Origin of the sequence: Bosea sp. RAC05, assembly GCF_001713455.1 — a bacterium.
Lineage (GTDB): Bacteria > Pseudomonadota > Alphaproteobacteria > Rhizobiales > Beijerinckiaceae > Allobosea.
In genome coordinates, this window is the sequence record NZ_CP016464.1 from 4,537,797 (window position 1) to 4,558,828 (window position 21,032).

The following is a 21,032-nucleotide window of genomic DNA, read 5'->3' on the forward strand; positions in this document are numbered from 1 at the left end:
GCGGCCGGCCGCCGGAAGGCAAGCGCCGGAGGCCGGGCGCTTGACCGTGACCTCGCCTGCCCTGCGTCTGGCGCATGCCCCATCCGCCCTTCGCACTCGCAAAAATTTGGTCAGGCCACTTGCTTTTTTGCGCTGCACCGTCATATTGTGCACTGCGAAGGGGCGATGACCTCAAGCCTTCGTTGCCCTCCTTGGGCGTTTCCTCCCTAGACTTGGGCCGCCACGAAAGTGTGCGGCCCTTTTTTCTGTTGCGACGGCAACGACCCTCGCGCGCCGCTACTCGGCCGCCTGGCGGTAGTCGTCGAGCCAGCCGCTCCAGCGCGCGAAGCACTCCGCCATCGCCCCGGTGATCGCCTGTTCCAGCTCTGCGAAGCCGGCATGGGGCAAGAGCGTCGCCTCGTCCATGTAGAGGGCGCGGTTGATCTCGATCTGCAGCGTGTGCACGCCGGTGCTCGGCGCGCCGTAATGCTCGGTGATGAAGCCCCCGGCATAGGGACGGTTGCGGGTCACGCGCAGCCCGAGACGGGCGAAGGCGGCTTCCGCGATGTCGGTGACATAGCCCGCCGCGCTGGTGCCGAAGCGGTCTCCCAGGATGATGTCGGGCTTGGCCGGCCCGTCGCGGTCGAGCCCGGTCGAGGGCATCGAATGCGCGTCGACCAGGATGCAGGTGCCGAAGGCGCGCTGCGTGCGCTGCACGAGGTCGCGCAGCCCGGCATGATAGGGGCGGTAGAGCCCGTCGATGCGCGACAGCGCCTCCTCGACCGGAATCCGCCCGAAATAGATCTCGTGCGCGTCGCCGACGATGCGGGGAATCGTGCCGAGCCCGCCCGCGACCCGCAGCGAGCGGGTGTTGGCGAAGGGCGGCAGCCGCCCGTCGAACATCCGCGGATCGAGCTCATAGGGCTCGCGGTTGACGTCGAGATAGGCGCGCGGAAACTCGGCGACGAGGAGCGGCGCGCCCAGCGCCACGCTGCGGCCGAACAGCCGGTCGACATAGGCGTCTTCCGAGCGGCGCAGCGAGCGCAGCGGCAGCCGCGCCCGCTCGACGAAAGCCCGCGGGTAGCGCCGGCCCGCATGGGGCACGTCCACCACCACGGGAACGATGTGCAGCGCCGGCTGGTACAGCGTGTAGGGCCGCTCGATCTCGCGGACGACGTCGTCGGGACCGGGCGGAAACGGGGCGGAGGGATCGCTCATCGACCCGAACACAAGCACACAACGCCGCGGGGTTGAAGGGCTGCGCCCGCAGGGCCGGTATCGGTCACGGATTCACCCGTTGTTTACCATGCTGATGCCTTATAGAAACCGTGGGTTCCCACTGCGGGGGCGGGCCGATAACCCTGCCGCCGCAGGCGCGCAGGGTTGGGGCGCGAAAACCAGACGAGAACGGGACCGGGGTGCCTCGCCGGCTTCCGCTGCACCAGAACACAGGCCTTACGGGACGGACAGATCAGGCCCATGACCAAGATACTCCTCGCCGAAGACGACAACGACATGCGCCGGTTCCTGGTCAAGGCCCTGCAGAATGCGGGCTACGACGTGGCCTCCTTCGACAACGGGCTGTCAGCCTACAACCGGCTGCGCGAAGAGCCCTTCGAGCTGCTCCTGACCGACATCGTCATGCCCGAGATGGACGGCATCGAGCTGGCGCGCCGCGCCACCGAGCTCGACCCCGACATCAAGGTGATGTTCATCACCGGCTTCGCGGCGGTGGCGCTCAACCCCGATTCGCAGACGCCCAAGGATGCCAAGGTGCTCTCCAAGCCCTTCCACCTGCGCGAGCTGGTGAACGAGGTCGAGAAGCTGCTGGCGGCCTGACGGCACGGGCGCCGGGAGCCTGCGAGGCTTTCTACACAAAGCGCCTTGCCAGCCTCGAGACGAGCGGCTATAGCCGCACACCTCGCAACATGGTCGCCCGGAAACGGCGGGGCCTGTTCCGACCGCCGCGACGATTTCCCGACGCGGCAGACGGGCGCGTAGCTCAGCGGGAGAGCACTACGTTGACATCGTAGGGGTCACAGGTTCGATCCCTGTCGCGCCCACCATTTTCGAAAACCCTGCAAGCCTCCGGCTTGCAGGGTTTTTGTTTGGCCGGGGTCCATGGCCGCGTCAGCCGGGCGGCTGCGGGCCGGGCCCGGGATCGGCCGAAGGATGAGCCTGGCCATTGGCGCATTGACACCGGCGCCCGGCGTGATGGTCTCTCGCAAGGGCCCGCATTCGCAGAACCCGTATGGTAGACGTGGTCCGGGCGCTCCTGCCCTTCGGCTGAGGCGCCGGTGACGGCGCCGAGCCCCTGCAAGACCCTCGCTGACGCTGGCGCCGCTGTGCTGGCGCGGCCCCTGAACCGCGGAGTTGAGAGCATGAGCAGGCTGCGCATTGGGATCGTCGGGCTCGGCATGGCCGTGACGCCCCATGCCCGGGGCCTCGTCGACCTCGAGGACCGGGTCGAGGTCGTCGGCGCCTACAGCCCCAGCGCCGAACGGCGGGCGGCCTTCGGCGCGCGCTTCCCCTTCCCGCTCTGCGACAATCTGGAAGCCCTGCTGGCGGACGAGACCGTCGAGGCGATTCTGGTGCTGACGCCGGCCAACACGCATCTCGACATCGCCCGGCGCTGCGCCCAGGCGGGCAAGCACATCCTGCTGGAAAAGCCGCTCGACATCACCACCGCGCGTTCGCAGGAACTGGTCGCGACCTGTCGCGCCGCCGGGGTGACGCTCGGCATCGTGCTGCAGCATCGCTTCAAGCCGGCGGCGATCACGCTGGCGGAGCATCTCACTTCCGGCCGCCTGGGCGAGATCGTCGGCTGCTCGACCGTGATCCGGCTCTGGCGGCCGCAATCCTATTACGACGAGCCCGGCCGCGGCAGCTTCGCGCGCGATGGCGGTGGCGTGCTGCTCTCGCAGGGCATCCACACGCTCGACCTGATGCTGAGTCTCGCCGGCCCGGTCACGGAGGTCGGCGGCTATGCCCTGACCAGCCCGATCCACCGCATGGAAACCGAGGACATGGTCTGCGCCGCGGTGCGCTTCGCCAACGGGGCGGTCGGCACCATCGATGCGACGACGGCCGCCTATCCCGGCTTCCCCGAGCGGATCGAGCTGATCTGCCGCCATGCGACGGCCTCGCTCGTCGGCACCGCGCTCGACATCGCCTGGCAGGACGGCACCCGCACCACGATCGAGGCCGACAAAAGTGCGGGCGGCACCGGCGCCGACCCGATGGCGTTCCCGCATGATCACCACCGGGCGGTGATGGCCGATTTCGTCGAGGCCATCCGGCAGAAGCGCCCCCCGAAGATCACGGGCGAGGATGCGCTGGTGGTCCACCGCCTGATCGATGCGCTGATCGCCGCAGGCCAGAGCCCGGGCCGGGTTGCGGTCGAGACGGGCTGAGCCGGCCGCCCGGGTTTCAGACCTGCTCGACCAGCGCATAGCCCAGGAAGCGGGCGATCGCCGCCGTCTGTGCCGCGACCATGGCGCCGCCGCCGGCCACGCGGCAGCCGGCCTCGGTCGCCGCCCGCAGCAGCGGCGTCGAGGGCTTGGTGACGATGTCGACGACGGCGGTGCGGGCGGACAGGCCGGCGATGTCGATGGCGATGCCGTCCTCCGGCATCATCCCGACCGGCGTCGCATGCACGAGCAGATCGAGATCGCCCACGGCGAAGCGGCCCGCCTTGGGCGCAAGCCGGCCCTTGGCCGCGATGCGGGCGCAGAGCTGGCTGGCCCTGGCCTCGTTCTGATCGACGATCGAGAGCGCCGAGACGCCCGCTTCCGCCAGCGCGAAGGCGATCGCCGCTCCGGCTCCGCCGGCCCCGACGAGGCCCGCGCGCATCCCCGCGGGCGAGAGCCCGAGGCTCCCGACCGCGCCGACGAGCCCGATGCCGTCGAAGATGTCGCCGACCCATCGGCCGTCCGGCAGGCGCCGCGCCGCATTCACCGCCCCCACGTCGCGCGCCCGCTCGCTGATGCTGTCGAGCCAGGGGATCAGGCGCTCCTTGTAGGGCATGGTGACGACGAGGCCGTCGAGATTGGCGAGCGCGAGCAGGCCGGGGATCGCGGCCTCGAAGCGATCGGCCGGAACATGCAGTGGCACCAGCACCGCATCATGCCCCGATGCGGCGAGCCGCGGATTGAAGTTCTGCGGCGAGCGCGCATGGATGACCGGGTCGCCCAGGAAACCGAGGAGCCGTGTGGTGCCGCTGATCGCGGGCTGGGGAGCATCTGCGGGCATCGGGCAACCTTTTCGGACGAGCGGATCAGAGGGCTCAGATCTGCGGCGGGGGCCCGGAGGAGGCCCGGATCACCAGTTCGGCCTCCGCCTCGAAGGAGGCCGAGCAGTCCAGCCCCTCCAGCCGCGCGATCAGCACCTGCGCCGCGACCTGGCCGATCTCGGCGCCCGGCACGCGCACCGTGGTGACCGGCACGGGCAGATGGCTCATGATCTCGATGTCGTCGTAACCCACGATCGAGAGATCGTCGGGCAGCCGGATGCCCAGGGCGAGCGCCTCGAGCACGGCACCGACCGCGAGATGGGCATTGCCGCAGATGATGGCGGTCGGGATCGGCTGCGTCTCCAGCAATTGCCGCAGCAGCTTGCGACCGTCGGCGATGGACCATTCGCCCATCGCGAAATGCTGCGGCCGCACGGCCAGGCCGCGCTGGGCGAGCGCATCGCGAATGCCGTCGAGACGGGCGCTGGCGCGGTCGTTGTTGCGGGTCGACTGGGCGATCACGCCGAAGCGGACATGGCCCAGATCGGCCAGATGGTCCGTCATCATCATCAGCGCCTTGCGGTTGTCGGGGCCGACGCAGGTGCCGTGGGTCTGCGGATCGTAGACGAAGGTGTTGACGAAGGGCATGCCGCGACGGGTGAGGAAGGGCAGCAGTTCGGGATGGTGCGCCTGCCCCACCAGGATGAGGCCATCGACGCCCCGCTCGACGAATTTGCGCACCTGGCGAATTTCGAGTTCGGGATCATAATCGGAGCAGGCGAGCAGGAGCGTGTAGCCGGCCCGCGACAGCTCCGACTGGATGGCCTGCGTCGCATGGGCGAAATCGCCGACCGACAGCGCCGGGAAGACCGCCCCGATGGTCTGCGACCGGCGCGTGCTCAGCGCCCGCGCCGCCCCGTCCGGCACCCAGCCGAGCTGCTCGACCGCGATCGCAATGCGCTCGCGCAGATCGGCGGAGACGACGTCGGGATTGTTGATTGCGCGCGAGACCGTCGCCGTCGAGACCCCGGCCGCGCGCGCCACCTCGCGCAGCCCGACGCTGCGGGGCGCCTCCGCCGTCGCCTCGGGGGTGGCGACGGCCTCGGCCGTCGCGGCTGTCTTGACCCTCGCCATGGGGTTCATCGCTCCCGACAGAAGATGAGCTGGATGTCAGGCGATCTGCCCTCTCGCCAGCCCGTATTGCAGCCGGTAGATGCCACAATCGCGCGCCGCATCGTAGCCGGATGCGAAGGCCGACAGCGTCGCCGGCGCCGCATGGGCGGAGAGCGCTGCCTCCAGCGGCGCGGCCTCGACGGCTTCGACCAGCAGGATCCAGTCCGCCGTCTGGTCGGGCTCGCCGCGCAGCGCCTTCTCGGCCGTCGCGCCGCCGCCACCACCCTGCCCTTCGAGCAGATGCACCGCGACGATCGACGGCGCCGCCTGCAGGTGGCCCATCACCGCACCGAGACTGGCGAAGAATGCGTCACGCTCCCCGCGCGCGGCCAGCCGGAGCGTCGCGACGAAGGCCCCGTCGCCGAGGCCGCTGCTCTGCGCGACACGGCAGATCGTCCGCGAGGTCTCGCGGAAATGCCGGACCACCCGCTGCGTCCAGGGCGAAGGCGCGTTCAGCCGGGCCAGATAGTCCGGCGAGACCAGCACCTCGGGAGTCTCCGTCTCGTAGAAGTTGAAGTATTTCGGCGCGCCCCGCTGCGCCACATAGCGGCGCCCGCGCAGGAAACCCGGCACGGCGACGCGCTCGGGGATGTGCTCGCCGATATGCCAGGCGACGAAATCGGCCTCCGCCTCGTCGGCGATGCCGTTCCAGATCGCCAGCACGCCCTTGCCCGCCAATGCCACGTCGCTCTCTCCTTCAGACCCTGTGCAACTGCAGCCCGCCGCCGACATCGATGTGGATGCCGGTCGCATAGGGGATCGCCCCCGTGACGAGCGCGGCGACGGTGCGACCGACATCGGAAGGCTCCCCCCAACGCTGCATCGGAATGCCGCCGGCCGCGAGCAGCGCATCGTATTTCTCGGTGGCCGGCGCCGTCATCGCCGTGCGGATCACGCCCGGCCGGACCTCGAACACGGCAATGCCGTCGGCGGCCAGGCGCGCCGCGAACAGCTTCGCCATCATGCCGACGCCGGCCTTGCTGATGCAGTAATCGGCGCGGTTCTCGCCGACGATCTCGGCATTGGCCGAGCCGATGAAGACGATCGAGCCCGGCTGGCCCGGCGCCTTCGCCAGCCGCCGGCGCGCGAACGCCTGCGTCAGGAAGAAGCCCGCCCGGAGATTGACCGAAAGCGTGTCGTCGTAGCTCTCCGGCGAGAGATCGAGCAGGTCGCCGCGTTGGCGCGAGGTGATCCCGGCATTGTTGACCAGGCAGTCGGGCTCGCCGAGATCGGCGGCGATCCGCTCGATCAGCGCGGCATGGCCCGCCAGATCGGCGACGTCGCAGCTGTAGTAGGCGCCCGGCCCGGCCGGGACGGCCTGCACTTCGGCGGACGGCTCCCGGCTGACGCGCGCCACGACGAAGCCGGCGGCTGCGAGCGCCTGCGCGATCGCCGCACCGATGCCGCGGCCCGCGCCGGTGACGATCGCGACGCGTTTCACGGCATCGTCCCCGCGGCCATGCCGGCAGGGCCACTCAGGGTCGGGGCAGGACCGCTCGGACTTGACACTGGTCGACTCCCAATTCTATGCAAGCGGTTACAAAACCGGCTGCGAAAGTCAATCGCTCCGATGCCGGACGCAGCGAGGAAGCGACCGATGAAGGTGATCAGCGCGAGCGAGGCCGCCTCGCTCATCCAGCCCGGCGACAGCATCCTGGTCAGCGGCTCGGGCGGCGGCCACTGCGTGCCGGAAGCCGTACTGGAAGCGATCGAGGCCCGCTTTCTCGAGACCGGCGCCCCGCGCGACCTCTGCCTGATCCACGCGGTGGGCATTGGCGACCGCAAGCTGAAGGGTGCGGCGCGCTTCCGCCACCCGGGCATGCTCAAGCGCAGCATCACCGGCGCGCTGGTCGATTCCCCGCCGCTGATCGAGCTGGCGCAGAAGGATTTGATCGAGTCCTATACCCTGCCGCAGGGCGTGATCGCGCAGATGACGCGCGAGATCGCGGCCGGCCGCCCCGGCGTCATCACCAAGACCGGGCTACACACCTTCGTCGATCCGCGCCAGCGCGGCGCGCGGCAGAGCGCCTCGGCGCGCGAGGACCTGGTCGAACTGCTGGAGATCGGCGGCGAGGAATGGCTGCGCTTCAAGCCCTTCCCGCTCGATGTCGTGCTGCTGCGCGGCACCACCGCCGACGAGGACGGCAACATCACCATGGAGCAGGAGGCGGTGCCCGGCGAGATGCTCTCCTCCGCCCAGGCGGGCCGGCGCCTCGGCGCGGTCGTCGTCGTACAGGTCAAGCGGCTGGCGCGGCGCGGGACGCTGCCGCAGCGGGCGGTGAAGATCCCCGGCATCCTCGTCGACCATGTCGTCGTCGACGAGAACCAGCGCCAGACCTACTGGAGCGACTACAATCCCAGCTATTCCGGCGAGATGCGCATTCCGCTGGAAGGCCTGCGCCGGCTGCCCTTCACCGAGCGCAAGATCGTCGCCCGCCGCGCGGCCATGGAGATCCGCCCCGGCGCGGTGTGCAATCTCGGCGCCGGCATTTCGACGGGCGTCTCGGCGGTCGCGGCGGAGGAAGGCTTCCTCGACGAGGTCGTGCTGACCAACGAGCAGGGCTTCGTCGGCGGCGCGCCGCTGACCGGGCCGGATTCGGGCGCCGCGCAGAATTACGACGCGATGGTCGACCAGCCCTACCAGTTCGACTTCTACGATGGCGGTGGGCTCGACATCGCCTTCCTCTCCTTCGCTGAGGTCGATGGCGAGGGCCATGTCAATGTCAGCCGCTTCGGCGACACCATCGTCGGCATCGGCGGCTTCGTGAACATCAGCCAGAACGCCCGCAAGGTCGTGTTCAGCGGCACCTTCACCGCCGGCGGGCTGCAGATCGCCACCACGGACGGGCAGTTGCGCATCCTGCAGGAAGGCCGCAGCCGCAAGTTCGTCCGCTCCGTCGAGCAGATCTGCTACAATGGGCGCTTCGCCCGCGAGCAGGGGCGCGAGGCGGTCTTCGTCACCGAGCGCGCGGTCTTCCGGGTCGGCGCCAGCGGGCTCGAACTCTGCGAGGTCGCGCCCGGCATCGACATCGAGCGCGACATCGTCGCGCATATGGATTTCCGCCCCGCCATCGCGGCCGATCTCAGGACGATGGATGCGCGCCTCTTCGCCGCCGAGCCGATGGGCCTGAAGCGCGACATCGCGGCGCTCGGCTCGCAGGCGCGCCAGCCGCGACGCCGGCTGGGCCTGAAGGACAGCCCCCGGCGCGTCGCGGGCGTGGCCGAGCCGGCCTGAGGCTCAGACCTCGTCGCGCGCCCGTTCCAGCCCGAGCATCAGGGCCGCGAAGGCCTCGAGCGTCGGCGTCGGGACGCCCTTGGCGTGGCCACGCGCGATGACGCTGCCATAGATCGCCTCGACCTCGCTCGGACGCCCGGCCTCGATGTCGCGGCGCATGCTGGTCTTGTTGCGCGCCGCGCCGCTCGCCACGATGCCGTCGAAGACCCGGTAGCGCGTCTCGGGAGGCAGATCGACCCCGCAGGCCTGCGCCACGGCGGCGGCCTCGTCCATGGCGCGCCGCGCGACCACGGCCAGAGCCGGCAGGCCGGCGACACCACCGATCGTCAGCCCCGTCAGCCCGCTCGTCGCCGACATCGCCACGTTGAGCATCAGCTTCCGCCATTTCTCGGTGACGATGGCGTCGCTGGCCTGCGTCGGGATGCCATGGGCGCTCATCAGCGCCGCCAGCGCCTCGGCCCGCGGCGACACGCCGCCGGCCATCTCTCCGACCAGCGTCGGCAGCACGGCATAGCTGCGCACGACACCGGGCTCTTCCAGCGTCGCACCCAGCGAGGTCAGGCCGCCGAGCACGGCGCCCGCCCCCAGCGATTCCGCCATGATCTCCTCATTGCCGAGACCGTTCTGGAAGCTGACCGCGATGGCACCGGGCCGCATCAGCGGCGCCACGGCGCGACTGACCGCCCGCGTCGCATGCGCCTTGCACTGGACGAAGACGATGTCCGCAGCAGGCACGTCGGCCACCGAATGGGCGGCGCCGATCGGCACGGTTCGCTCGCCACCCTCGCCCAGGATGCGCAGCCCGCGCTCGCGAAGACCGGCGGCATCCGCCTCGCGCCGCACCAGCAGGGTCACGCGCAGCCCGTTCTCGGCGAGAAGGCCGCCGAACAGGCTGCCCATCGCCCCGGCCCCGGCGACCACGACATGCGGATCCCTCATCGCCCCCTCCCGCGCGGAGGGCGGATGCCTCCGAACCGCGAATGTAAGCGGATACATTTTGCTTGTCACGCCGCCGAAGCTGCACTAGCGTTCGGGCATCGACAGGAGGACGGCGCGCGGTGGCGTCGCCACGCCTCGTGAAGAGCGCGGCCTTTCGGGGACCGGCGCCGTTCGTCAGGGAAGGAGAGCCGGGGATGGCTTCGCAGATGGCGTCGCGAGCGGCGTCCGATTTCGGTGGCCCCGCCGCGACGGAGCAGGCGCCGCAGCGGCGCTCGCCCATGATGCGGCGGCTGCGGATGATCGGCTGGAATCTGATCCCGCCGCTGACCTTCGTCGCGATCGTCGGCTTCTGGTCGCTCTCGATTCAGATCTTCAAGATTCCGGCCTATCTGCTGCCGGCCCCGGGCGCCGTCTTCCAGCGCGTGATCACCGATGCCGCGATGCTCTGGCTCAACGCCAAGGTCACGCTGACCGAGATCGTGCTCGGCTTCGGGCTGACGGTCGTGCTGGCGATTCCGCTCGGCCTGCTGATCGCGCTCTCGCCGCTCGCCAAGCAGACGCTCTATCCGCCGATCATGCTGCTCCAGCTCGTTCCGAAGATCGCGGTCGCGCCGCTCTTCCTGGTCTGGCTCGGCTTCGGCATGGAATCGAAGGTCCTGCTGACGCTGCTGATGACCTTCTTCCCGCTGCTGCTGGCCAGCATCAGCGGCTTCCAGATCCTCGATCAGCGGCTGCTCTATCTGACGCAGTCGATGGGGGCGAGCACCTGGCAGACCTTCTGGTATCTGCGCTTCCCGGCGGCGCTGCCGGTGATCTTCGCGGGCATCAAGACCTCGGCGACGATCGCCGCGACGGCGGCCATCGTGGCGGAGTTCGTCGGCGCCAATCAGGGCCTCGGCTATGTGCTGCTGCGCGGCACCAGCACGCTCGACATCGAGCTGACCTTCGCCGTGCTCGTGGTGCTCACCATCATCGGCATCGTCATCAACTACGCGGTCGAATTCAGCGAGTGGCTGATGACGCCGTGGCAGCGCGGCGGGCGCCGCTGAGCCGCGGACCGCGAACGGCTTTCACGACAAGCATTCACGACAAAAAACAGAGGGAGGACGTCACATGAAGCACTGGATCAACCGTTCGATCGTGGCCACGGCCTTTGCCGCCGGCCTTGGCCTGTCCGCCGCGCTGGCACAGACGCCGGTCACCTTCCAGCTCAACTGGACCGCGGGCGGGCCCAATGCCGGCTTCGCCGCCGCCGTCGGCGAAGGCTTCTACAAGGCCGCCGGCCTCGATGTGACGGTCGTGCAGGGCAACGGCTCGGGCAACACCGCCCAGCTCGTCGCCAGCGGGCGCTCGCAGCTCGCCTATGCCGATGCCGTGGCGGTCAGCCAGCTGATCTCCAAGGGCGCGCCGATGAAGATCGTCTCGACCGTCTACCAGTCGAACCCGAACTCGGTGAACGCGCTCAAGAAGACCGGCATCAAGTCCATCGCCGATCTCAAGGGCAAGAAGGTCGGCGTTCCCGCCGGTTCCTCCCAGGGCCCCATGCTGCCGCTCCTGCTGAAGGCCAACGGCCTGAAGGAATCGGACATGACGCTGATCAACATGCCGGTGGCCGCGATGGTTCCCTCGCTGCTGCAGGGCCAGGTCGATGCCATTCTCGGCTCGCTCGACGCCTACCAGATCCAGCTCGAGATGCAGGGCGCCGAGCTGACCAACTTCCCCTTCGCCGACCATGGCGTGCCCACCGTCGCGACCTCGATCTTCGCCTCGAACGACTTCATCAAGCAGAATCCCGAGGTGCTGAAGAAGTTCATCGCCGCGAGCCTGAAGGGCTGGTCCTTCGCGCTCGACAACCCGACCAAGGCGATCGAGCACGTCAAGACGCTGTTCCCGGACGTCAACGTCAAGCTCGCCACCGCCGAGCTCGCCGCCATCACCCCGCTCTTCTGCAGCGGCGGCGCCAAGTTCATCGGCAAGGCCGAGGACGCCCACTGGACCCGCACCCAGGCCCTGCTCTCCGAGGTCAAGCTCCTGCCCGAGGGCCAGGACCCCAAGAGCTACTACACCAATGACTACCTGCCGGCGGCCAGCGAGATGCGCGCCTGCAAGTGAGCGCAGGCGCTCCCGCTTCCCTCATCACCAGGACGACGGCGCACGCCATGCAGGACAGACCGAGACTGGGCTACCGCTATGACGATCTCTCGGTCGGGATGCGCTTCCGCAGCCCCGGCCGGACGATCACCGATGCCGACCTCGTCGGCTTCTCGGGGCTGACCGGCGACTATTCGGAGCTGCACACCAGCGACGTCTACGCGCAGAGCAGCCAGTTCGGGCGCCGGGTCGCGCATGGCATGCTCGGTCTCGCCTATGCCCATGGCCTGATGTGGGCGCGCACCGGCGAGCTGCGCGAGACGGCGGTCGCCTTCCTCGGCATCGACGGCTGGCGCTTCGTCGGGCCCGTCTTCGTCGGCGACACCATCTTCGTCGACTACGAACTCGCCGAACTGCGCGACAGCCGCTCGCGGCCGACGCAGGCGATCGCGACCTTCGAGGTCAAGGTCGTCAAGCAGGACGGCACCCTCGTGCAGCAGGGCCGCAAGGTCCTGCTGGTCTCCAAGGTCCCGCTCGATGCCGTCGCGGCCTCGACCACCGCCCCTGCGGCCAACTGACGGACAGGCCATGCCCGCTCACGACCAGAAGTCCGGTGTGACGATCCAGATCCGCAACGTCTCGAAGATCTTCGGGGCAGAGGACGAGAAGCCCTTCCGCGCCCTGAAGCCGCTCGACATCACGATTCCCGCCGGCCAGTTCATCTCGGTCGTCGGAGCCTCGGGCTGCGGCAAGAGCACGCTGATGCTGATGGTCGCCGGGCTGCTCGCCCGCTCGACGGGCGAGATCACGGTCGATGGCCGCCTTGTGACCCGGCCCCTCACCGATCTCGGCATCGCCTTCCAGGACCATCTCCTGCTCGATTTCCGCACCGCCTTCGAAAACGTCATGCTGCATGCCGACATTCGCGGGCTCGACCGGGAGACCCTGGCGCGCCGCGCCAAGGACCTCTTCGCGCAGCTGCGGCTCGAGCATGCGATGGACAAGTACCCAAACCAGCTCTCGGGCGGCATGCGCCAGCGCGTCTCGCTGATCCGCACCCTCGTCCACGAACCGCCGCTGATCCTGATGGACGAGCCCTTCGGCGCGCTCGACGCCCTCACCCGCCTGCAGGTCCGCACCGATCTGGAAAGCCTGTGGCTGCGCCGGCGCCCGACCGTGCTCTTCATCACCCACAGCGTCGAGGAGGCGGTCGGCCTCTCCGATCGCATCCTGGTGATGAGCCCGAGCCCGGGCGAGGTGATCGACGACATCGAGGTCGACCTGCCGCGCCCGCGCCCGATCGTGCTCGGCGATGCCGCAGCCTTCGCGGCCTATGTCGACCGCATCCACCACCAGTTCGAGCGCATGGGCGTGCTCCACGGCATCACCCTGCCCCAGCAGAGCGCGGCCTGAGCATGGCCGAAGATAGCGCCGACGCTCCGGCGACAGCCGGCGCTGTGCTGACCGAGCACGGGCCGGTGGCGGAGATCGTCCTCGCCAACGGGCCGCTCAATCTGGTGACGCGCCCGCTCCTGCGGCAGCTCAACACCATCCTCGGTGAACTCGCAGGCCGCTCCGATCTGCGCTGCGTCATCCTGCATGGCGCAGACGCACGCGCCTTCTGCGCCGGCAGCGACATCAAGGAATTCGGTCCGCTCGGCGCCGACGCCAGCGAGCGCAAGATCCTGTTCGAGGACATGGTCCTGCGCAATCTGGCGAGGCTGCCGATGCCCACCATCGCCGCGATCGACGGGCCGGCCCTGGGGGGCGGTTTCGAGATCGCGCTGTCCTGCGATCTGCGCATCCTGCGCGCGGGCGTCCCGGTCGGCCTGCCCGAATGCCGGCTCGGCGGGCTCGCCGGCAGCGGCGCCATCCGGCTGACGCAGCTGGTCGGGCCGGCGCGTGCCAAGCAGATGCTGTTTTCCGGCCTGACGGTCGCCAGCGAGACGGCCCTCGCCTGGGGGCTCGTCAACGAGGTGGCCGAGGGCGAGACCGCGCTCGCCGCGGCGCGGACGCTGGCCAGGACGATCTGCGAACGCGGACCGCTCTCGAACCGCCTCGCCAAGGAACTCGTCGATCTGGCTGTGGATCTGCCGGTGGACGCAGGACTGTCGCGCGCCAACGTCGCCCAGCAGCGGATATTCGACAGCGCCGATCTGCAGGAGGGCGCCAGCGCCTTCTTCGAGAAGCGGGCGCCCCGCTTCAGCGGCCGCTGACGGCGGCGCAGGCCGTGATGGCGCCTCGCCCCGGGGGGCGAAGCGCCACGGCTTTCGTCAGATCTTCAGCTTCAGGAAGGCGCCGATCGTGCCGTTCCAGGTCGTGACGCATTCCGCCCCGCAGCGACCGGCGAAGGCCGGCAGGATGACCTTGGTCAGTGCATCCTTGCGCAGCGCCTCGTCCTCCGGCGTCACCGGCACGAGCTTCATCGCGGCCGGCGGCCCCTCGCTGCAGGCCTTGCCGGTGTTGCAGTCGAGGCCGGTCTGGGTCTCCGTCTTGGCCTGCTCGAAGATCGAATCCTCGAGCTTGCGCAGGTTGGTGGTCAGGAAGGCCTGAACCTTCGGATCGAGCGTGTTCCACCACTTCAGATTGGCGAGTTGGGCGGAGAGCCCGAAATTGATCGGCATCGGCGAGATGAACTTCGCGTTCTCATGCCATTTCGAGCGATAGCCGGAGAGAGCGCCGGTGATGGCGCAGTCGATCACGCCGCTGGCGAGCGCCGGCTGGACCTCGGCGAAGGCGAGGTTGATCGGCGATCCGCCGATATGGCTGACGAAGGCCTGCTGCGAGGCGCCCGACGCGCGGACCTTGCGGCCCTTGAGGTCGGACACCTTGGTGAAGGCGTCGCGGCAATAGATCACCTGGGCCTGATAGGTGCCGAACCCAAGCAGCTTGAGGCCGTGCTTCTCCTCGAGGAACTTCGCAAAGGTCGGGCGGAACGCGTCGACGACCTTCTGCAACTCCTCGACCGAGCCGACGAGGCCGACGAGGTCGGCCGCCTCGTTCATCGGGACCTCGCCCGAATTGTAGTTCAGCACGGTGGTGGCGAACTGCAGCGTGCCGGCCGAGACGAGGCGGAAGATCTCGGGCCCCTTGAAGCCCAGCTCGGTGAAGGGCTTGACCTGCACCTTGATGGCGCCGCCGGATTCCTTCGGCACCGTCTCGTTCCAGAACGGCACCTCGCGGTTGGTGTACATTGACAGATTGCCGATGCTGCCGACGGCATTGAAGCTCGTGGCGGGCAGGCCCTGGGCGTGCGCGGCTCCACTGAGGAGGGCGGCGGCAAGGGTGACGATCGGGACCAGGCGTTTCATCGCAAGCTTCTCCTCTTGGGGCGGGTTTCAGCGGCTTCAGCCGCCGGCTTTGGGATTGAGGACGGTCGGGAGCCAGAGCGCGAGTTGCGGGAAGGCGATCAGCAGCGCGATCATCACCAGCATCGCCAGCACGAAGGGCAGCGCGCCGATGCACAGATCCATGAAGTTGCCTTTTCCGCGCACGGCCTGGACGACATAGAGGTTGAGGCCGACCGGGGGCGTGATCAGTGCCGCCTCCATCAGGATGACGAAGATGATGCCCCACCAGACCGGGCTGTAGCCCAACGCCGTGATGACGGGCAGGACGACCGGCGTCGTCGCGATCATCATCGACAGCGTCTCCATGAAGCAGCCGAGGATCAGGTAGAACACCACGATCGCCAGCAGCATGCCGAGCGGCGGCCAGCCCAGCGACAGGACGAGGTCGGTGATCGCCTTCACCAGCCCGATCGAGACCATCACGAAGTTGAGGAAGAAGGCGGCGATGACGATCAGCATCACCATGCAGGTCGTGCGCACCGTGCCCTCGAAGGCGCGCAGCAGCACCGGCAGCGTGAGTTGCCGGTTGGCCGCGACGAGGCCCAGGGTCGCCATCAGGCCGAGTGCCGCGGCCTCCGTCGGCGTCGCGATGCCGGCATAGATCGAGCCGACGACGACGAGGAAGAGCCCCAGCGGCGGGATGAGATGGCGCAGGCCCGCGACGCGCTGGCGCCAGAGATCGCCGGTATCGACCTTCGGGCCGGCCCAGTCCGGCCGGTAGAGCGCCAGGCCCAGCACCATCAGCGAGAACAGCCCGGCCAGCAGGAAGCCGGGGATGAAGCCCGCCGCATAGAGATCCGCCACCGAGGTATCGGTCAGCACGGCGTAGATGATCATGTTGATCGAGGGCGGGATCAGGATGCCGAGCGTGCCACCGGCCGCGATCGAGCCCAGGAAGAGCGGCCGGTTGTAACCGCCCTTGTCCATGTTGGGGATCGCCACCGTGCCGATCGTGGCGGCGGTGGCCACCGACGAGCCCGAGGTCGCCGCGAAGATCGCGCTCGCCGCGATGTTGGTGTGGATCAGCCGGCCGGGAACGCGGGCGAACCAGGGCGAGAGCGCTGTGAACAGGCGCTCGCTCATGCCCGAGCGGTGCATCAGCTCGCCCATCATGATGAACATCGGGGCGGCGATCAGGATGAAGTCGTTCGACGAATTCCAGGCCAGTTCGCCGACGGCGCCGGTCATCGGGAAGAAGGCGTAGTTGGCCTGCAGCACATAGGCCATCAGCGCGAGCGCGGCCGCGACCGGGATGCTCAGACCGACCAGCGCGACGAGCAGGGAGAGCGCGGTCCCGATCACGGGCGGGCCTCCGCGCCGCCGGCCGGGTTCTCGACACCCGACTGCTCGATTTCCTCGGTCACCCGCAGCGAACCGATCAGGGCATCGAAGCCGGGCCGGTCATGCGCGATCAGCCGGGCGATCGCCTGGATCGGGATCAGCACCGCCATGCAGGCGAACCAGACCAGGCCGACGCACCAGATCCCCTGCGGCAGCACCATCGGCGTCTGCAGCTGCGACACCGACTTGGCGTTCAGGGCCCAGGATTGCGCCAGCGTGCCCCAGGCGAACCAGGCCAGCGCCACGGCGATCAGCGCCAGCGCCAGCGAGGCGATGATGTCGCAGACGATCCGGACCTTGCCGGGCAGTACGTCGAGCAGGATGTCGACGCGGATATTGGCCTTGGAGGTCACGGTGAAGGCCAGCCCCAGCCCGATGCAGGCCGCCAGCGCATAGCCCGAGATCTCGAAGCTCTCGACCATGCCGCGCTTGAACAGAAAGCGCGTGATCACGTCGATGGTTATGAGGAAGCTGCAGCCGACCAGGACGATCGCGCCCGCGGCCCAGGCCAGGATGCGCGAGATGCGCTGTGGCAGCGGCTCGTCGGGCAGCAGGCGGGAGAGGTCGCTCATCGACGCGCCTGAATGCGCGAGCGGGTCGTCGTCGTCATCAAGGCCGGTCTCCGGGCGCCCGCTGCGCGTCACGTCGCATGTGACCACGCGTCAGGCCTGCCATGCAATAGTCCCGCCACCCCGGCGCGCCGGTCACGACACGTACCCGTCGGCCCTGTCGGCGGCGATGGCCGCGGGATCGCGCTCGCGGGGGTCGCCATTGCCGCCGCCGCCCGGCGTCTCCATGCGCACGATGTCGCCGGCCTTCAGCACGCAGCCGATCGTCTTGGCCGCCAGTTCCGTGACCTGTCCGTCGCGGATCAGGCTGAGGCGCCCGCCGCGCCCGGGCTCGCCGCCGGCCAGGCCGTAAGGCTGCGAGGCGAAGGCGTCGAAGGAGGCGTTGAGCAGGCCGTGCTCGGCGATGAAGCGCCATTCGCGCACGAGCCCGAGGCCGCCGCGCATCTTCCCCGCACCGGCCGAACCCGGCAGAAAGCCGTAATGCGTGAAGCGCAGCGGGAAGATCGCCTCGATCATCTCGATCGGTGTGTTCTGGCCGTTGTGGAAGCCGGCCGAGAGGCCCGAGGGGCCGTCAGCCTCGGGATGGCCGCCCCAGCCGCCGATCTCGGCGTCGAAATAGACCTGCCGGCGGCCATCGGCATGGCGGATATTGACCGCGTGGTTGAAGGTCACACCGTAATAGGAGGCGGGAATGCGCTCGGGGATCGCCTCCGCGAAGGCCTTCAGCACCGCGGTCGCGATCCGGTGGCCGGTCAGCATGCGCATCGAAACCGGCGCGGGGAACTGGGCGCTGACGAGGAGCCCGTCGGGCGCGCTGACGGTGATCGGCCGATAGCAGCCGGAATTGGCGGTCGCCTCGATGCCCGACGCCGCGATCACCGCGTAATAGACCGCCGAGCGGGTCGTCGCCATCGTTGCATTGATCGGCCCGCGTGCCTGAGGCGAGGAGCCCTTGAAGTCGACCGTCAAGCTGTCGCCCGCGATCGTCAGCGTCACCGCGATGCGCTTCTGTCCGGCCTCCATGCCGTCGCCGTCGACGAAATCCTCCGCCTGGTAGACGCCGTCGGGCAGCGCGGTCAGAGCGGCACGCATCGCCGTCTCGGAGTGGTCGAGCAGGGCCTGCCCGACCTCGCGCAGCGTCTCGACGCCATAGCGCGCCGCGAGCTGTCGCATCGCCCGGGCGCCGACCTCGAGCGCGGCGATCTGGCTGAGGAAATCGCCGCGGAAGGTCTCGGGCTCGCGGACATTCTGCAGGATGGTGGCGAAGAGATCGTCCTGCATCTCGCCTTCGCGGACGATCTTCACCGGCGGCAGCCGCAGGCCCTCCTGGAAGATCTCGACGGCATGGGCGTTGTAGCCGCCGGCCGCGCCGCCGCCGACATCGACATGGTGGATCAGGACGCAGGTGATGGCGATGCGCCGGCCTTCGACGAAAACCGGCTTGAAGGCGAGGAAATCCGGCAGATGCTGGCCGCCGCAATAGGGATCGTTGGTGACGACGACATCGCCCTCGCGCCAGCGCTCCAGCGGCAGATGGCGGGCGATGATCTCCTGCAGGCAGAGCTCCATCGAATTGAGATGGACCGGCATGCGCGCCGCTTGGGCGATGTTGCGGCCCTCCCCGTCGAACACCGCCGTCGAATAGTCGAGCAGCTCGCGCACCGTCGTCGAGCGGCTGGTGCGCCAGACCGTGATCGACATCTCCTCGGCCGCCGAAACCAGCGCATGCGAGACGATTTCGAGGAGGACTGGATCGACCTTGCTTGCCACCTTGCTATCGACCTGGCTCATGACAGCGCCTCCCGGGTCGCAACGAGATCGCCGGAGGGCCTGACGGCGAGCCGCCAGCCCGCGGGGATGATCAGCGTGGTGTAGGCCTGCTCGACGATCGCGGGCCCCTCGACGCTCGCGCCCGCTCCGAGCGCCGCCTGCTCGTAGACCGGGGCGCTGGTCCAGCCGCCACCGAGATGGACCGCGCGCTCGCGCTGAGCCGCCGGCGCACCGGCCGCCGGCGCCTGGGCGCTCGCCGTGCCGCCGAGAAGGCCGACCGCCGCCAGGCGCAGCGTCACGAGCTCCACGGTCTCATCGGGATCGTCGAAGGAGAAGCGCTGGCGATGCGCCGCGTGGAAGCGCTCGCAGAGCCGCGCGAGCGCGGCGTCGTCCTGCGGGACCTCGTCCAGCGGCACCAGCAGCTCGAAGGCCTGGCCGCGATAGCGCAGATCCGCCGCGAGTTCGAGACGGCGCTGCTCCGTGGGCAGCCCGTCGGCCGCCAGCAGCGCCTCGCCCTCGGCCAGCAGCTCGCCGGCGAGCGCGGCGAAAGCCGGCGCAGCGCCGGCCTTCAGCGGCAGCACGCGGGTGCGGGCGAGATCATGGACGATGTCGGACTGCAGGATGCCATGGGCCGAGAAGGTCGAGGGATCCTTGGGGAAGATCACCGTGGTCATGCCGAGTTCCTCGGCGACCTCGACGGCATGGAGGCCGCCGGCCCCGCCGAAGGACATCAGCGCGAAGTCGCGCGGATCGAGCCCGCGCTCGAACAGCGAGAGCTTGATCGCCCCGGCGAGCTTGGCGACGACGACGGCGAGGATGCCGGCCGCGGCACGATCGCGGTCGAGCCCGAGCGGGCCGGCGATGCGGGTGTCCAGCGCCGCGCGGGCACCGTCGAGATCGAGCGCGAACTCGCCGCCGAGGAAGGTCACGGGGTCGAGCCGCCCGAGGATCAGGTTGACGTCGGTGACGGTCGGCTCTGTGCCGCCGCGGCCATAGCAGACCGGGCCCGGCCTCGCACCGGCGCTGCGCGGGCCGACCTGGAGGCGCCCCGACGCGTCGAGCGAGGCGATCGAGCCGCCTCCCGCACCGATCGTGCGCATGTCGACCATCGGCACGCGCACCGGCAGGCCGTCGATGTCGCCCTGCGCGACGACGGCGCGACGGCCCTCGCGGATGACGGCGACGTCATAGCTCGTGCCGCCCATGTCGACGCCGACGACATTCGGGAAGCCGAGCTGGCGCGCGACGCCCTCGGCGGCGAGCACGCCGCCGGACGGTCCCGAGAGCAGGAGCTTGACCGGCGCCTCGCCGGCCGCGCGCGGCGTGGTCGCCCCGCCATTGGACTGCACGAGATAGAGCGGCGCGGTCAGCCCCTCGGCTGCGATCCGCGCCAGCAGCGCGTCGATATAGCGCCGCACCACCGGGATCAGCAGGGCGTTGAGCACCGTCGTCGAGGTCCGCTCGAATTCGCGGATCTCGGGCGAGACCTCGTGCGAGCAGGACACCGCCAGATCCGGCAGCCGCGCCAGCAGGCGGTCGCGGATCGCGATCTCATGGGCGGGGTTGGTGAAGCCGTTGAGCAGCGCGATGGCGCAGACGCTCGCGCCCGACGCGGCAACGCGGTCGATCGCCGCCTCGACGCTGGCCGCGTCGAGAGCGGTCAGCACCTCGCCGGCGGGCCCGATGCGCTCGACCACGCCGAAGCGCCGCCGCCGCAGCACCAGCACGGCCGGCGGCTCGGGCTTGAGGCGATAGATTTCCTTGCGGGCGTGTCGGCCGATCTCCAGCACGTCCTCGAAGCCGGCCGTGGTGATCAGCGCGCCCTCGGGCAGGTTCCGCGTCAGCACGGCATTGGTCGCGATCGTCGTGCCGTGCATCAGCAGGCCGACATCCGACAGTGCGAAGCCGAAGCGCGCGGCCGCGCCCTTGATCGCGTTCATCAGCCCGAGCGAGGGATCGTCCGGCGTCGTCGGGGACTTGAAGCTCTGCGTCGTGCCGTCGGCCTCGTCGACGCATTCGAGGTCCGTGAAGGTTCCACCGATGTCGACGGCGATGCGGATCCGTTTGGCCTGCATGAAAATCCGGGATCCGAAGTTGGGCGTGGCAGAGGCGTGCCCGTCACGATGCGTCGACGAGCGGTCGGAAGTCTACAGGGGGGCGATGCAATCCTCATGCTGACGCGGCAGGCCCTGCCTGCGCGCGGGGCTCCGGCCACGGCAGCACGGGATTTGCTTCGTCGATGGCGGGCGCGATTCGAGCGCCCTTCTGATCCCAGGCCGTTGCCCCGAGGGCTGGCGCCCGCCGATACTCGGCCAAGCCAAGGCGCCGGCGCCGCGGCCTCAACCCAACGAAGA

At 69.5% G+C, this 21,032-nt stretch carries 19 protein-coding genes and 1 tRNA gene; 9 read left to right on the forward strand and 11 right to left on the reverse strand.

The window, feature by feature from the left end; all coding sequences use genetic code 11:
- Positions 1 to 276: 276 nt before the first annotated feature.
- Complete coding sequence (locus BSY19_RS24970; protein ID WP_083247822.1) at positions 277 to 1,197, reverse strand: N-formylglutamate amidohydrolase; 921 nt, start codon at positions 1,195 to 1,197, stop codon at positions 277 to 279.
- Between the two features lie 261 nt (positions 1,198 to 1,458).
- On the opposite strand from BSY19_RS24970, the gene cpdR reads away from it, so the two are divergent.
- The 3 genes from cpdR (at position 1,459) to BSY19_RS24985 (ending at position 3,392) form a co-directional block, all read left to right on the forward strand.
- Positions 1,459 to 1,818, forward strand: a complete 360-nt coding sequence (gene cpdR / locus BSY19_RS24975; RefSeq protein ID WP_038363805.1) for a cell cycle two-component system response regulator CpdR — start codon at positions 1,459 to 1,461, stop codon at positions 1,816 to 1,818.
- Between the two features lie 152 nt (positions 1,819 to 1,970).
- Positions 1,971 to 2,045: transfer RNA gene (locus BSY19_RS24980), tRNA-Val, on the forward strand.
- Positions 2,046 to 2,360: 315 nt separating this feature from the next.
- The gene (locus BSY19_RS24985; RefSeq protein WP_069056523.1) at positions 2,361 to 3,392 is read left to right on the forward strand and encodes a Gfo/Idh/MocA family protein; all 1,032 of its coding nucleotides are present in this window, start codon (positions 2,361 to 2,363) and stop codon (positions 3,390 to 3,392) included.
- A 16-nt stretch (positions 3,393 to 3,408) separates the two neighbouring features.
- On the opposite strand, the gene BSY19_RS24990 is transcribed toward BSY19_RS24985, so the two are convergent.
- Genes BSY19_RS24990 through BSY19_RS25005 form a run of 4 tightly spaced genes read right to left on the reverse strand, consistent with a single transcriptional unit; the run spans position 3,409 to position 6,824 of the window.
- Positions 3,409 to 4,230, reverse strand: coding sequence for a shikimate dehydrogenase family protein (locus BSY19_RS24990; protein WP_069056524.1), 822 nt, complete (start codon positions 4,228 to 4,230; stop codon positions 3,409 to 3,411).
- Positions 4,231 to 4,264: 34 nt separating this feature from the next.
- The gene (locus tag BSY19_RS24995) at positions 4,265 to 5,344 is read right to left on the reverse strand and encodes a LacI family DNA-binding transcriptional regulator (protein ID WP_069056525.1); all 1,080 of its coding nucleotides are present in this window, start codon (positions 5,342 to 5,344) and stop codon (positions 4,265 to 4,267) included.
- A gap of 36 nt (positions 5,345 to 5,380) precedes the next feature.
- A complete protein-coding gene (locus BSY19_RS25000; protein WP_069056526.1) occupies positions 5,381 to 6,067 on the reverse strand; it encodes a DUF4286 family protein in 687 nt (228 codons plus the stop codon).
- Between the two features lie 13 nt (positions 6,068 to 6,080).
- On the reverse strand, positions 6,081 to 6,824 hold the full coding sequence (locus tag BSY19_RS25005; protein ID WP_069056527.1) for a 3-ketoacyl-ACP reductase: 744 nt from the start codon (positions 6,822 to 6,824) through the stop codon (positions 6,081 to 6,083).
- 156 nt (positions 6,825 to 6,980) lie between these two features.
- On the opposite strand from BSY19_RS25005, the gene BSY19_RS25010 reads away from it, so the two are divergent.
- Complete coding sequence (locus BSY19_RS25010; protein WP_083247823.1) at positions 6,981 to 8,618, forward strand: acyl CoA:acetate/3-ketoacid CoA transferase; 1,638 nt, start codon at positions 6,981 to 6,983, stop codon at positions 8,616 to 8,618.
- Between the two features lie 3 nt (positions 8,619 to 8,621).
- Here BSY19_RS25010 and BSY19_RS25015 read toward each other — a convergent pair whose 3' ends face one another.
- Positions 8,622 to 9,557 (reverse strand): ketopantoate reductase family protein, encoded by a 936-nt coding sequence (locus tag BSY19_RS25015; RefSeq protein WP_069056528.1) that lies wholly within the window; start codon positions 9,555 to 9,557, stop codon positions 8,622 to 8,624.
- 194 nt (positions 9,558 to 9,751) lie between these two features.
- Between BSY19_RS25015 and BSY19_RS25020 the strand changes: the two genes are divergently transcribed.
- The 5 genes from BSY19_RS25020 (at position 9,752) to BSY19_RS25040 (ending at position 13,864) form a co-directional block, all read left to right on the forward strand.
- Positions 9,752 to 10,606, forward strand: coding sequence for an ABC transporter permease (locus BSY19_RS25020; protein ID WP_069056529.1), 855 nt, complete (start codon positions 9,752 to 9,754; stop codon positions 10,604 to 10,606).
- A 64-nt stretch (positions 10,607 to 10,670) separates the two neighbouring features.
- On the forward strand, positions 10,671 to 11,669 hold the full coding sequence (locus BSY19_RS25025; protein WP_069056530.1) for an ABC transporter substrate-binding protein: 999 nt from the start codon (positions 10,671 to 10,673) through the stop codon (positions 11,667 to 11,669).
- 47 nt (positions 11,670 to 11,716) lie between these two features.
- The gene (locus BSY19_RS25030; protein WP_069056531.1) at positions 11,717 to 12,226 is read left to right on the forward strand and encodes a MaoC/PaaZ C-terminal domain-containing protein; all 510 of its coding nucleotides are present in this window, start codon (positions 11,717 to 11,719) and stop codon (positions 12,224 to 12,226) included.
- Positions 12,227 to 12,236: 10 nt separating this feature from the next.
- Positions 12,237 to 13,061 carry an ABC transporter ATP-binding protein gene (locus BSY19_RS25035; RefSeq protein WP_069056532.1) on the forward strand — a complete coding sequence of 275 codons (825 nt, stop codon included), beginning with the start codon at positions 12,237 to 12,239 and terminating at the stop codon, positions 13,059 to 13,061.
- Positions 13,062 to 13,063: 2 nt separating this feature from the next.
- Positions 13,064 to 13,864: an enoyl-CoA hydratase/isomerase family protein gene (locus tag BSY19_RS25040; RefSeq protein ID WP_069056533.1), complete on the forward strand. Its 801-nt coding sequence runs from the start codon at positions 13,064 to 13,066 to the stop codon at positions 13,862 to 13,864.
- A gap of 57 nt (positions 13,865 to 13,921) precedes the next feature.
- On the opposite strand, the gene BSY19_RS25045 is transcribed toward BSY19_RS25040, so the two are convergent.
- The 5 genes from BSY19_RS25045 to BSY19_RS25065 all read right to left on the reverse strand — a co-directional run bounded on the left by BSY19_RS25045 (position 13,922) and on the right by BSY19_RS25065 (position 20,753).
- Positions 13,922 to 14,959 carry a TRAP transporter substrate-binding protein gene (locus BSY19_RS25045; RefSeq protein ID WP_069056534.1) on the reverse strand — a complete coding sequence of 346 codons (1,038 nt, stop codon included), beginning with the start codon at positions 14,957 to 14,959 and terminating at the stop codon, positions 13,922 to 13,924.
- 36 nt (positions 14,960 to 14,995) lie between these two features.
- Positions 14,996 to 16,300, reverse strand: a complete 1,305-nt coding sequence (locus tag BSY19_RS25050; RefSeq protein WP_069056535.1) for a TRAP transporter large permease — start codon at positions 16,298 to 16,300, stop codon at positions 14,996 to 14,998.
- Positions 16,297 to 16,911, reverse strand: coding sequence for a TRAP transporter small permease subunit (locus BSY19_RS25055; protein ID WP_150129725.1), 615 nt, complete (start codon positions 16,909 to 16,911; stop codon positions 16,297 to 16,299). The genes BSY19_RS25050 and BSY19_RS25055 overlap by 4 nt, the downstream gene beginning before the upstream one ends.
- A 132-nt stretch (positions 16,912 to 17,043) precedes the next feature.
- Positions 17,044 to 18,699, reverse strand: coding sequence for a hydantoinase B/oxoprolinase family protein (locus tag BSY19_RS25060; protein ID WP_069056537.1), 1,656 nt, complete (start codon positions 18,697 to 18,699; stop codon positions 17,044 to 17,046).
- Complete coding sequence (locus tag BSY19_RS25065) at positions 18,696 to 20,753, reverse strand: hydantoinase/oxoprolinase family protein (protein WP_069056538.1); 2,058 nt, start codon at positions 20,751 to 20,753, stop codon at positions 18,696 to 18,698. The genes BSY19_RS25060 and BSY19_RS25065 overlap by 4 nt, the downstream gene beginning before the upstream one ends.
- Positions 20,754 to 21,032 lie beyond the last annotated feature (279 nt).